13 protein-coding genes are annotated in these 13,814 nt (G+C 38.8%); all 13 read right to left on the bottom strand.

The window, feature by feature from the left end; genetic code table 11:
- Positions 1-10: 10 nt before the first annotated feature.
- Positions 11-1,303, bottom strand: coding sequence for a solute carrier family 23 protein (locus tag NXS11_RS04720; RefSeq protein WP_259199407.1), 1,293 nt, complete (start codon positions 1,301-1,303; stop codon positions 11-13).
- A gap of 199 nt (positions 1,304-1,502) precedes the next feature.
- On the bottom strand, positions 1,503-2,027 hold the full coding sequence (pyrR, locus tag NXS11_RS04715) for a bifunctional pyr operon transcriptional regulator/uracil phosphoribosyltransferase PyrR (protein WP_259199406.1): 525 nt from the start codon (positions 2,025-2,027) through the stop codon (positions 1,503-1,505).
- Positions 2,028-2,429: 402 nt separating this feature from the next.
- Complete coding sequence (locus tag NXS11_RS04710; RefSeq protein ID WP_259199405.1) at positions 2,430-3,347, bottom strand: RluA family pseudouridine synthase; 918 nt, start codon at positions 3,345-3,347, stop codon at positions 2,430-2,432.
- Between the two features lie 3 nt (positions 3,348-3,350).
- Complete coding sequence (lspA, locus tag NXS11_RS04705; RefSeq protein ID WP_259199403.1) at positions 3,351-3,836, bottom strand: signal peptidase II; 486 nt, start codon at positions 3,834-3,836, stop codon at positions 3,351-3,353.
- A 380-nt stretch (positions 3,837-4,216) separates the two neighbouring features.
- A complete protein-coding gene (gene ileS / locus NXS11_RS04700) occupies positions 4,217-6,964 on the bottom strand; it encodes an isoleucine--tRNA ligase (protein ID WP_259199401.1) in 2,748 nt (915 codons plus the stop codon).
- 189 nt (positions 6,965-7,153) lie between these two features.
- Positions 7,154-7,762, bottom strand: coding sequence for a DivIVA domain-containing protein (locus NXS11_RS04695; protein ID WP_259199400.1), 609 nt, complete (start codon positions 7,760-7,762; stop codon positions 7,154-7,156).
- A gap of 25 nt (positions 7,763-7,787) precedes the next feature.
- On the bottom strand, positions 7,788-8,519 hold the full coding sequence (locus NXS11_RS04690) for a YlmH family RNA-binding protein (protein WP_259199398.1): 732 nt from the start codon (positions 8,517-8,519) through the stop codon (positions 7,788-7,790).
- Positions 8,520-8,666: 147 nt separating this feature from the next.
- A complete protein-coding gene (locus NXS11_RS04685; RefSeq protein WP_259199396.1) occupies positions 8,667-8,957 on the bottom strand; it encodes a YggT family protein in 291 nt (96 codons plus the stop codon).
- A gap of 10 nt (positions 8,958-8,967) precedes the next feature.
- Positions 8,968-9,528 carry a cell division protein SepF gene (locus NXS11_RS04680; protein WP_259199395.1) on the bottom strand — a complete coding sequence of 187 codons (561 nt, stop codon included), beginning with the start codon at positions 9,526-9,528 and terminating at the stop codon, positions 8,968-8,970.
- 4 nt (positions 9,529-9,532) lie between these two features.
- Entirely contained in the window at positions 9,533-10,207 is a 675-nt protein-coding gene (locus NXS11_RS04675) for a YggS family pyridoxal phosphate-dependent enzyme (RefSeq protein ID WP_259199394.1), read from the bottom strand.
- On the bottom strand, positions 10,197-11,018 hold the full coding sequence (gene pgeF / locus NXS11_RS04670) for a peptidoglycan editing factor PgeF (protein ID WP_259199393.1): 822 nt from the start codon (positions 11,016-11,018) through the stop codon (positions 10,197-10,199). The genes NXS11_RS04675 and pgeF overlap by 11 nt, the downstream gene beginning before the upstream one ends.
- 172 nt (positions 11,019-11,190) lie before the next feature.
- A complete protein-coding gene (gene ftsZ, locus NXS11_RS04665) occupies positions 11,191-12,357 on the bottom strand; it encodes a cell division protein FtsZ (RefSeq protein WP_259199392.1) in 1,167 nt (388 codons plus the stop codon).
- Positions 12,358-12,386: 29 nt separating this feature from the next.
- The gene (gene ftsA, locus NXS11_RS04660; protein WP_259199391.1) at positions 12,387-13,769 is read right to left on the bottom strand and encodes a cell division protein FtsA; all 1,383 of its coding nucleotides are present in this window, start codon (positions 13,767-13,769) and stop codon (positions 12,387-12,389) included.
- Between the last annotated feature and the right edge of the window lie 45 nt (positions 13,770-13,814).

Below are 13,814 nucleotides of genomic sequence, written 5' to 3'. Positions count from 1 at the left end.
CCCTTACTAGTTAGTTTTTTGGTAATAATAAGTTTAAGACAATACCTGCAGTTGCTGATAATGCCATGCCTTCGATTGTCAGCTGTACACCGACATCGGATAAGTTCAACATCATGTTACCAATTCCAATAACTAAGATAACTGAGGCAATAACTAAGTTGCGGTTTTTCGCAAAGTCCACTTGACTTTCAACAATCATACGCAAACCACTTGCAGCGATTGTACCAAACAGCAAGATAGATACCCCTCCCATAACTGGTGTTGGAATAGATGATACCAATGCTGTAAACTTACCAACAAAACCAAGCATAATTGCGATGACAGCTGCGCCACCGATGACATAGATACTGTAAATTTTTGTAATGGCTAGCACGCCAATGTTTTCACCATATGTTGTACTTGGCGGACCACCGATAATACTTGAAAACATTGTAGATACCCCGTCTCCAATAATTGAGCGATGTAAGCCGGGATCTTTGAAGAAGTTACGTCCAACAATCTTATTGATGACCATTTGATGCCCGATATGTTCACTTACTGTCACAAACACAATCGGTAGCATCACTGCAATGAGCCCAAGATGTAATGAAGGTTGGTAATCTACAAACGGAATGTAGATGTCTGGGAATTGGAACCAGCCTGCTTCAGCAACCGGTTTAAAGTCAACAATTCCAAAGAAAATCGCCGTAATATATCCCACAATAATTCCTATAAGTACTGGAATAAGTGAGAAGAAACCTTTTGCAAAGCCTTGCACGAAAAGTGTGACAAACAACGTAATCGCTGCAACCGTCACATATGTTAAGTTATAATCCTTCATCGCACTTGAATTTTCAAACATTGCCATGTTGACCGCTGTTGGCGCTAAACTTAATCCGATAACCATAATAACCGGTCCAACTACAACTGGTGGCAACAATTGCATTAACCAGTTGGTCCCACTCATGCGAATTGCGATACCAATGATGACATACATCACACCACTCATAAAGAGTGCCACTAACATATCTCCAAGGCTATTCGTACTCAACCCTGTAATGATGGGTGTAATAAATGCAAAACTCGAGCCAAGATATGCTGGAATCTTTCCTTTTGTAATAAAAATGTAGAGTAATGTCCCAATCCCTGATGCAAGCAATGCAGATGATACAGGTAAGCCTGTTAAAAATGGAACTAATACCGTCGCACCAAACATTGCAAATAAATGTTGTAAGCTTAAAAATGCCCACTGTCCTGCATTTGGTTTTTCATTGACATCCAACACAGGTGTCGCTGTTCGTTTAAACATTTGTTCGTTTTCCATGTTGTTCTTCCTTTCTTCATAAAAAAAGTCCCTTAACATTTCCGTTAAGAGACTGGTAGCACGTAACAAGTCAGCATTTTTAGACATTATCATCCATCGATACACGCAGATTTTCATCCACTGGTCGTTTCATGATATACATCAAACCATTGTTACAATATACCTTTGCCAGTCTCTCGTACTGAATTAAAAGGTCATTCTATGTAATGACAACCGCATTGCGATCATCTGTTTCTGTTAGATAAACATTGACTGATTCTTCATGTGATGTCGGAATATTTTTACCAACAAAATCCGCACGAATAGGTAACTCTCGATGACCACGGTCAACAAGTGTCGCTAGTCCAATTTTTTGGGGGCGACTGTGCAACAATATCGCATCGAGTGACGCACGCACGGTTCTTCCTGTATAAAGAACATCATCGACAATAATAACTACACGATTGTTCAAATCCGTATCAATCATATACGTCTTATCACTGACTGCATGACGTGCATCTTTATCATCACGAAAGCTAGTAATATCAATCGTTCCCGTCGGTACATCTACCGCTTCAATCTGTTGAATCTTCTGCTGAATACGTTTTGCTAAAAATTCACCACGTGTTTTGATACCTAGTAATGCTAAATTTTCAGAGCCTTTGTTGTATTCCAAGATTTCATGCGCAATACGCGTCAATGTACGATTGATGGCAGATTCATCCAAAATAATACGACTTGTCAACGTAAACCCTCCTATACATACAAAAAACTCACGCCTTATAGACATGAGTTTAACTAAAGCTGAAATAGCCTTAATACATGGATAGACGTCTCTCGTACGCCAACATCCAACAAGCCATTGCTTCTTTTCGTATATATCATGTCTTTCGAGCCTCTCTGGACTCCATTTAAAGACGTTGTCATTTTGTTTTCTGTTACTAATCTTACCTTTTTTTAGGCAACTTGTCAAAACAATTCATGAAAAAGCTACACAGTTGTGAGAGAAACATTTAGGACATAAACAAAAACGATGTGATGTGTATATCATTTTTATGATTCACATCACGACAATAGCGCCAAAACTCTACGCCTAAAACACTGGTAATCAGTTTTCTAGTATCTAAATGAATGATGTCTCAATCCTTTAGATTTCTTCTCGACGTGCCTGTTCAATAACCGCTTCAAATGACTCTGGTAGCGGTGCTGTACGTTCAATGTATTCACCTGTACGCGGATGCTCAAATCCAATCACGCCTGCATGAAGTGCCTGTCCACCTATATCTGGTGTTTTCTTTGGTCCATACTTTGGATCCCCTACTAATGGATAGCCAATATACTTCATATGCACACGAATTTGGTGCGTACGACCAGTTTCTAATTGACATGATACCAACGTATGATTTTTGAAATTTTCTAGAACATTGAAATGTGTCACAGCCGGTTTGCCGTCATCTTCTACTGCCATAGATTGACGATCATTCTTGTTACGTCCAATCGGCGCATCAATCGTTCCAAATTCGTGCGGAATATGACCATGTACCAGTGCTGTATATTTACGAGTCACCGTTTTTGCCATTAATTGTTCTACGAGCGCTCGATGCGCAACGTCATTTTTAGCAATCATTAACAAACCTGATGTGTCTTTATCAATACGATGCACAATCCCCGGGCGAATCTCGCCATTAATACCTGACAAATCTTTAATTTGATACATCAAACCATTAACAAGTGTTCCAGAATAGTGTCCTGCAGAAGGGTGCACCACCATACCTTTTGGCTTGTAAACAATTGCTACATCTTCATCTTCATAATAAATATCCAAGTTGAGATTTTCCGGTTGTATATCTGCCTCGATGACTTCTTTTTCTGTCACAACCACTTGATCGCCTAACTTAAGCTTATAGTTCGACTTGACTGCCTTATCATTGACCGCAACCAATCCTTCTTTGATCCAATCTTGAATTTGACTGCGCGACCAATCCGTATTGAAACTTGGCAATACTTTGTCAATACGCTGTAAATGATGTGATGCATCTTCTATTATAAATTGATGTTGTTCCATAAATTACACCTTTCTCTTATCATTTGTTTTATCTGTTAATAGGAGAATAACGAGCAGGCCTACGCCAATCGTCAAACTCGCATCTGCAATATTAAAAATTGGAAAATCATAGCCAAATATGAATGTATTCACAAAGTCTACTACTTCTCCATTTAATATACGATCTATAAAGTTACCAAATGCCCCTGCAAGCAATAAACTTATAGCAATCTGCATCAGCATATTATTCTTTGCCTCTTTAATATAAAAAACAACTAGTGCAATAATAATCACGATAGTAATCAAAATGAAAAAGCCCATCTGACCACTTAGAATCCCCCAAGCTGCACCATTATTACGATGTGAGGTAATCGATAAAAAGTTCGGTACAACTGTGAAAGACTCACCAATTGTCATTTTTGTCGCAACCACCCATTTTGTCAATTGATCTGCAATCAATACAGCAATAAATATAAAGAGCGACAATCCAATATAATAATGTCGTTTCATTTCAATAATCCTTTCCTTATGGATTCATTGCTTTATTATACCACTTGACATCAGAGAACGGTACTCAAGCTTCAAATTACTAATGCAGAAACAGCTTAAACGCAAATAGTTGTATATAACGCCACTATTCTTCACATATAATACGGTGCTTTCTGTTCATTAATTTTTATATCATTTTTTGGATAGCTTTTTCTGTTAATGTCCCCCACTATTAAACGCCTTTTTCTAACGACACAATATGTTATTAAATCATTCATCTATGCGTTTTTAACTGACCTTCAATTGAGCGCATAGTTAAAGATGAAAAGTCATCCTTCGAACATATTGTACATTGTTCAAAGGATGACCCGTTTTAATCACCTATTTAGTTATCGTCTTGCTTATACAAGTGTTTTAACGACTTGTTGACAGCGCGGACATAAATTTGTTAACTCGCCAACTGTATCTAGTTCTTCGCTATAATTCCAGCAACGTTCACACTTTTCACCATCAGCATGTGTGATTTCAATTGTCGCATGTTGATATGCCTGACCTGTTGGCGCCTCTACCACTTCAACTTGAGATACGATAAATAATTGATGCAAGTCAGAGAAATCATTTAAGAATGTAACCGTATCAAATGACTCACTCTTACCGATAACTACTTTTGCTTCTAAAGATTTACCGATAATTTTTTCATTACGCGCTGCTTCAAGTGCACGGTTCACATCGTCACGTAATGCCATAAATTGTGACCATTTATCGAGTAATTGTTGATCCACTTCTTGTGGTTTTGGCATGTCTGTTAAGTGAACACTTTCTACTGTTTCTTGTTCAATATGTGACCAAACTTCATCTGCTGTATGTGGAATGATTGGCGCAAGTAATTTTGTCATATTGACTAAGATTTCATATAGCACGGTTTGCATGCTGCGACGTTTATGCGCTGATTGTGCTTCGATATATAAAATATCTTTACCGTAATCTAAGTAGAAATTACTTAACTCAACATTGATAAAGTTTTGAACTTCTTGGTAAATATCAAGGTAGTCGTAGTTCTCAAAGTGTTCTAACGTACTATTTGTAAATTCACGTAAACGATTCAAGATGTAACGATCTACTTCTAACAAGTCACTTTCTGCCACTTTATCTGTTTCAGGGTTATAATCATTGACGTTACCAAGTAAGAAACGCAATGTGTTACGGATTTTACGATAAACATCTGACACTTGTTTTAAGATTTCATCAGAGATACGAACGTCTGCAAGATAATCAACTGAGCTTACCCATAAACGCGCAATGTCTGCACCTTTTTGTTTTACAACAGTTTCAGGCAAGATGGTATTTCCTAATGATTTACTCATTTTTTTACCTTCTCCGTCCATAACGAAACCATGTGATAACAACATCTTGTATGGTGATACGTTACGTGTTGCGACAGATGTTGTGATTGATGAGTTGAACCAACCACGATATTGGTCACTACCTTCCAAATATAAGTCCGCTGGGAAACTTAATTCCGGACGTGTTTCCAATACACCACGATGTGAAGAACCTGAATCAAACCAAACATCCATAATGTCTTCTTCTTTCGTGAAGATACCGTTTGGACTGCCTGGGTGTGTGAATCCTTCTGGTAATAAATCTTTCGCATCACGCTCGAACCAAACGTTAGATCCGTGTTCTTCAAATAAATCAGCCACGTGATACACCGTTTCTTTTGTCATGATGATATCGCCATTTTCAGCATAGAATACTGGTAGTGGGACGCCCCATACACGTTGACGTGAGATAACCCATTCTCCACGGTCACGGATCATGTTGTAAATACGTGTTTTACCCCAATCCACTTTGAATTTCGTTTGATCAATCGCATCTAAAATATCTTGACGTACTTTTGAGATTGACGCAAACCATTGTGGTGTGGCTCTGAAGATTACTGGTTTTTTCGTACGCCAGTCATGTGGATAACTGTGTGTAATAAAGTTCAGTTTTAATAAAGCACCTTTTTCTTTCAATAATTCTGTAATTTCTTTGTTAGCCGCATCGTAGAACATACCTGCGAATTGTCCTGCTTCTTCAGTGAAAACACCTTTCGCATCAACTGGGCTAATAACTTCTAAGTCGTATTTTTGTCCAACAATATAGTCATCTTCCCCGTGTCCAGGTGCTGTATGTACACAACCTGTACCAGCATCTGTTGTAACATGTTCACCGTTGATTACAAGTGATACACGATCGATAAATGGATGTTGTGCTTCTACATATTCAAGGTCTGAACCTTTCACTTCTTTTTCACGGACGATTGTTTCTTTATCCCAACCAAGTTGTTCAGCCACTTCGTCTACTAACGCTTCAGCCACGATATATTTCGTGCCATCAACATTCATTTGAACATATGTCAATTCCGGATGTACACTAATTGCAACGTTCGCTGGTAACGTCCAAGGTGTAGTCGTCCAGATAATAAATTTCGCATCTTCATCAACGATACCTTTCGCATCTTTCACATCAAATGCAACATAGATTGATGCTGAACGTTTATCATGATATTCGATTTCCGCTTCAGCCAATGATGATTCACTAGATGGTGACCAGTACACAGGCTTTTTCCCTTTATAGATTAAACCGCGGTCTGCCATTTCACCAAAGACACGGATTTGTGCTGCTTCGAATTCAGGTTTCAATGTGATATACGGATTATCAAAATCTCCATTTACTCCTAAACGACGGAAGTTGGCTTTTTGGTTTTCCACTTGCTCCATCGCAAACGCTTCACACATTTTACGGAATTCAGCGGTAGACATTTCTTTACGCTTCACACCTTTTTTCGTTAACGCTTGCTCGATTGGCAAACCGTGTGTATCCCAACCTGGTACATAAGGTGTATAGAAGCCTTGCATTGTTTTATAACGCACGATAAAATCTTTTAGAATTTTATTCAGTGCGTGTCCCATGTGAACATCACCATTCGCATATGGTGGCCCATCATGCAAAATGAAATGTGGGTTTCCTTCATTTTTCTCTAATAACTTGTGATATAAATCTTGTTCACGCCAAGTTTCTTGAATTTGTGGTTCTTTGTTTGGCAATCCTCCACGCATTGGAAATTTAGTTTTTGGCATTAATAACGTATCTTTGTACTCCATATCCCTATACACTCCTTTATACTAGAAAGAACTCTAAGCTCAACTAACAGGGACGGACATACCGCGGTACCACCCTGATTAACTCAGCTTAGAGTTCTCTCGTTAAAATATATAATATTAAAAAGTCAGTGATACAAGAAAAGGTCATCCACTAGGCTCGCACCATCCCTAGCTCGCTGAGGTCATCACTTATTTTTCTTGCTTGTCTGCCTCTTTTGATTCTGTTTTTTCTTCTTTTTCTGTCTCTTTCGATTGGTTTGATTTGTCAGCTTCTGTAATATCTTGTTGATTCAAATGTGCAAAGTTCTCTTCTGTTACTTGCTGTGCATCCAAATCATAGTTGAGCAAATAATCCCAATCGTCATTCTTCAATAAATCTAATTGCGCTTCAACTAACATTTTGAAACGAGAACGGAAAATTTTTGATTGACGTTTCATATCTTCTGTTTGGAACGCCATACGACGTGCTTTTTCAAGACTATCGTTCACAATGCGATCACCTTCAGCTTTTGCTTTAGCGATAATCACATCATGTTCCTTCTGCGCTGCTGCTTTCGTCTCATCTGCCGCGCGCTGTGCACTAACAAGCGCTTCACCAACTGACTTTTCAACTTCTTTGAACGATTGAATGTGTGCATCACGTTCAGCTAAAACTTGTTCAAGTTGCTTTTTATCTTCTTTCAGACGTTCAATCTCACGTGATAATTCACTCAAGTAAGATTCTACTTCTGTCGGTTCAAAACCATTCTTCATTCGTGTAAATGATTTATTTTTAATTTCGCTTGGTGTATAAGCCATTACAAGTGCCCTCCTCCATCATACACTATTTGAATAATGTTTGATAGGTTATTCTTAATTTATCTTTTTTTGTACGATTACCAATTGCAGTAATACGCGCTCTACCAAAACCTTGGATAGATAATAAATCGCCTTGTTCGAGCTGGTAATCTACAGCTTCTATCACAGTATGATTGACCTTAACACGTTTACGTATAATCAGTTCTTTCGCAATTGTACGTGATTTACGCACCATCTCTTTAAGTATCACATCGAGACGTAATGCGCTCACGGTCGCATCAATTGTTTGCCAGTATGCTTTAGATTGTACCATATCTTGGAGTGGAACGACATTGAGTTTGACTGCCGCGCCTTTAATCTTTGTTAATTCCATCATAATATAAGATTCTAGCTGATTTGTCAAAACAAACTGCGTGCGCTCACCCACAATAATATCACCAACTTGTTCTCTTTCAATCCCTAATGACATAATGGTACCGAGAATATGCGGGTGCTGTATTGTAACAAACTTCTCTGGATAATCAATCTCAATCAATGATAATTCAAAATCTGCTTCATCCGGTACATAGTAATCCGGTGCTATAATCGCACGACAACGCTCTGCATCCATCCCCCCATTAAAATGCACAGTTATTTCTGTAAAACTTCCCACAATCACTTCTAAAATATATTGACCACGTGGATCTAAGAAATTGGTTAATACCGGCGCATATTGTTCTGCTGCCATGCGCACTTTATCTAATAATGTATCAATCATAGGTTGTTCTTCCGCTCTAAAATGTTGGTAAATATCTATTTAAAACACCTCCTATCGATACAGGATAATGAAAAAACCCGCTATAAGACCATATACGTCTTAGAACGGGAAAGTTAACCACGCCTATCCGTAGCTACACGTCATCGTTTAATAAAAATGTCTAACAATCATATTGAATATCGCAACAATCCCTTGAGAAAATAAATTCAAGACGATAAATGCGACAATCGGTGACAAATCAATCATTCCAAGTGGTGGGATAAAGCGTCGGAAAGGTTCTAAAAATGGCTCATACACTTTTGCCATAAATTGTCCAACGACACTCTCACGTGCACCCGGTAACCATGACATAAAAATATATATAATCATCCCGATTGTGTAGATGCGTACGACAAACAGAATAAAATTCATAATCGTTGCTAATAATTCTACGCTCATAAAAGTCTCCTTATTCGTATTGTGTCTCCATTGATTCTATTTGATCTGTGATGCTCCCCGCTACTTCTACATTGTCAGGTGTGCATAAAAAAATATCTGCGCCGACACGCTGAATATCGCCACCAATCGCATAGACCGTACCACTTAGGAAGTCAATAATACGCTTCGCTGACACTTGATCAATACGTTGTAAATTCACGAGTGTTGCACGACGGTTTTTAAGTTCATCAGCAATATCTTGCGTGTCTGAAAATACACGTGGTTCAAATAAGCACATTTTCGAGCTGCCATTTTGCTCAACTTCTTGTGTCTGATTCATACTTACCACATTCCCTTGTCCTTGATAGTTCGCTTGTTGCGGTACTTGATATTGTCGCTCATTCTTCGGTGATTTCATACGTGTTGGTTGCTTTTTAGGAACAGATTGTAACGCACGTGGACGTTCAGATGCTTGCTTCGTCGCTTGTGGCGCTTCTGTTTGTTGTTTGCGCTCTTGCTGTGGTTCTTCTACAAATGTATCTTCTTCCTCTTCAATCGTGAAAAATCCGTTGAACAAATCTTTAATTGCCATGTGTTCACTCCTCTTTTCCTACTAGACGCGTGCCAATTCTTACAAATGTTGCGCCTTCTTCTGTTGCAAGTGCATAATCATTACTCATGCCCATTGATAACTCTGTACAAGGCGCATGCGATAGATTAAGCGCTTGAATCTCATCACGTTTATGTTTAAGTTGTTCAAAAATGGACTTCAAATATGTCTCGTCATCTGTATACGGTGCCATTGTCATCAAACCAACAACACGTATATGCTCGTATGCTTCAAGCATCTCAATAAATGACTGTACTTCATCCAATGCAATACCATGTTTCGAGGTTTCACCCGATACATTGACTTGGACAAAACACTTAATTTCATGTTCTGCACGTTTGTTAATCTCTTTAGCTAAACTTTTACGATCCAACGCATGCAAATAGTCTACTTCATTGATGACATCTTTGACTTTGCGCGACTGCAATGAACCGATAAAGTGCATTGTGACATCATCAGGAAGTGCCGCTTTCTTCTCTAAAAATCCTTCTAAGCGATTCTCTCCAAAATGACGCAGTCCAGCATCATAAGCCTCTTGAGCTCGCTCTATTGTAACATATTTTGTCACAGCAATCACGTTTGGCAATGACGATGAATGATTATCTGGCACATGAGCTGCCAGTGTCTTTTCAATCTCAGATAAGTTATCTTTAACAGTCATCTCCATTCAACTCCCTTTCACTTGATTGTGATATAAATGCAAGCATTCGACCTGTTTTCCCGCATTCTACACGATACGAGAAAAAGCGCTCTAATTCTTCAGAAGTTGCATGCAGCGTTGTATAAATATTTGCTTGTGGTATGCCATAATGCATACAAAGCAGTTCATTTGCGCGTTTCAAGTCAATACCGTGGCGATTGTCACCACGTGTCTCGATATAATCTGTGATTGCTATTGGGAGCTGCTTAAAGTGTGCGAGAATATCATCATTAATTTCATATGAATTAGATGTTGCCGGTCCAATAACAACGCATAAATCTGATAAGTCATGAGGAAACTGTCGAATCAATTCATACGCAATCTGTTGAACCGTTCCTCTCCAACCAGCATGTACCAATCCTATAAAGTGATGCTTCGGACTATAGAAATAAATCGGCACACAATCCGCATAACACATCGTTAAAACCGTGTCACTATCATGCGTATACATACCATCAACACCATATAGCACATCATCTGATAAAACATCAATATTTTTACCTCGATCATTGGCTGTCACTTCAACAACTTGATGACCGTGCGTTTGAATTGGAAAGACCCATTGCTCACGTGGTATACCGATTTCCCTCGCAAGTATTTGTTGATGCTGTGTAACATTGCTCATTTCATCATCAATATAACGCGCCATATTGAATGCACCTTTAGGATAGGCACTTTGTCCACCTTGTCGCGTCGTAAAGCCAAGGTTAATACCATCTGCCTTAGCTGGTTCATAGGATAAATGGTGTGGATATTGAACAAACGCTTCCATCGCACACACCCCCTTCATAAGTATCACATAACAACTGGTATCGCTCTCAAAATACAGTGAAATACGAAATGCTAGGACAATGAAATAATGACATTTGCCCTAGCACTTTCGTTGATTCAAGAAAAGCTGCTGTCTGACCAGCAATTTCTTATATTTATCCTAACGCTGAAGCTTAACGACGTGTTCTTCTTGAGCGTCTTTCTTCTCTGTTACGGATGAAGCTTGGAATGTCATCATCAGCAGTTGTGTGCGCACGACCACTATCTACTTCTTTATCTTGACTTGATGATGTCACACCGCCACCAAAACTTGACTCTTTCGATGCTGCTTGTGTTGCACTTGCACCAAATCCAGAGTGACCTTGTTTACGTGCTTGTGATGATGGTTTGTCTTCAAAACCAGTTGCGATAACTGTTACAACAATCTCATCTTGCAATTCTGGATTGATTACTGTACCGAAAATCATGTTAACATCTTCGTCAGCAGCATCCTGTACGATATCCGCTGCTTCTTGTGCTTCGAATAACGATAAAGACTCACCACCAGTGATGTTCATAAGTACGCCTTGTGCTCCCACGATAGACGTTTCAAGTAATGGTGATGAAATTGCTTTTTTCGCTGCTTCAACAGCACGGTTTTCACCTGAAGATACACCGATACCCATCAATGCTGAACCTTGGTTAGACATAATCGTTTTCACATCAGCAAAGTCTAAGTTCACTTCACCAGATACAGCGATTAAGTCAGAGATACCTTGAACACCTTGACGTAATACGTTATCTGCTTCTTTGAACGCTTCCATCATTGGTGTAGACTTATCAACAATATCTAATAAACGATCGTTAGGAATAACAATAAGTGTATCTACTGCTGCTTTCATAGATTCAACACCAGCCGCTGCTTGTGTTTGACGCTTACGTCCTTCAAAGCTAAATGGGCGTGTCACAACACCTACAGTTAAAGCACCCATTTCTTTTGCGATTTTGGCTACAACAGGCGCTGCACCTGTACCAGTACCGCCACCCATACCAGCTGTAACGAATACCATGTCTGCACCTTGGATTGCATCTTCAATTTGTTCACGTGATTCTTCAGCAGCTTTTTTACCAATCTCAGGGTTGGCACCAGCCCCTAAACCACGTGTTAATTTTTCACCGATTTGGATTTTAGACTCAGCTTTTGATAAGTTTAAAGCTTGACCGTCTGTATTAATTGCAATAAATTCAACGTTGTTCATACCGTGATCGATCATACGGTTAACAGCGTTGTTACCGCCACCACCGACACCGATGACTTTAAGTGTCGCCAAATGATTAAATCCTTGTTCAAATTCTAACATTTAATTTTCCTCCTAATCTTTGTAGCCAATCAATCAAACAGAGATTTCATAATTTTTTTAAATTTACTTTCTTCTTGCTTTGGTTCACCGTTTTCAGCGTCTGTGTTTTCTACATATGCGTCGCCACTTTCATAGTCTGCATACTGTTCTTGTGGCTGTTTTTTCGGTTTTCTCTTAAAGAATGACTCGAATCCACTTACTTTTGATTCTTGAGCTTTCGTGTCGTTTTCTATGACTTCTTCTTCAAATTCCTCGTTATCATGATTACTTATTGTAACATAATCTAACAATTCATCAAAAGCAATACTACTAGAAATCGTAGAAATCGCTGAAGAAAATTCCGGTTTGCGTACACCCATTTGTGAAGGCGTATGTATGCGTACTTTTTCACTCACCATATCTTGAAGTAATTCTTTCACACCTAACAGATTAGCTGAGCCACCAGTAACCACAAAACCACCATTGACTTTCTTTAAGTCAAGGTCTTCTAAAATGTCGAACACTGCAAAGAAAATATCTTCAACACGCGCTTCTATAACATCACTTAACTCTTTTTGTGTATATTGTGCGACTTCTTCTGAATCAAGCTGTTCTACAGTAAAGACATCTTGATCAGAAGCTGAATCATAAAATGCGTGACCATATTGTTGCTTAATCTTTTCTGCAGCATCATATGTTGTGTTCAAAAATTGTGCAATGTCGTCTGTAATATGACGTCCTGCCATCGACACAACATCCGCGTCAAATAACTCACCGCGTTCATAATAAGCAATTTGCGTTAAATCTTCACCAATATCAATGACACATGCGCCGAGTTCTCGCTCTGTCGGCGTCAAGATAGAACGGTAGTTGTATGAGTCAGAATACACATCCAATACATCTACACCGCTTGATTCGACACATTTAATCATATTAATAAGGATGGACTTATGAATTGCGATAACACCTGCATCCACTTGTAATGAATGACGTGCTACAAGCTCTTTGGGATCAGATACTTCGTTGTCATCATCTACTACAAAACGAATTGGAAAGACATTGATAACTTCCGTATCCGGTTCATCGTTTTTGCTACGAATCCCTTCTAAAACCGTTTCAATATGAGTTCCGTCGATTTCCGTATCTTGATGGAACTCAATCTTATTTGATTCATCGTATACTTCTGTACCAACAATCGGTAATTTCAAGAAAACTTCTTTAATATCTATGCCTGAGGCGATAGAGGCTTTTTTTATCGTATCCTTAATCGCTTGTTTGGCAATATCGAAATCATCAATCAAACCATTTTTTATTCCACTTGTGTAGGTTTGCCCTGTACCTATCACATTAATTCCGTTATGAAATTTTTCACCAACAATCGCTTTCACGCTTGATGAGCCGATATCTACACTAACATAATAATGCTCTTCCATAGATAGGCACCTCCTGACAGTTGTTTACATATTTACACTATTATA

Origin of the sequence: Staphylococcus americanisciuri, assembly GCF_024814435.1 — a bacterium.
GTDB lineage: Bacteria > Bacillota > Bacilli > Staphylococcales > Staphylococcaceae > Staphylococcus > Staphylococcus americanisciuri.
Note: the sequence above shows the minus strand (reverse complement) of the source record. Positions and strands in the feature narration are given on the sequence as shown.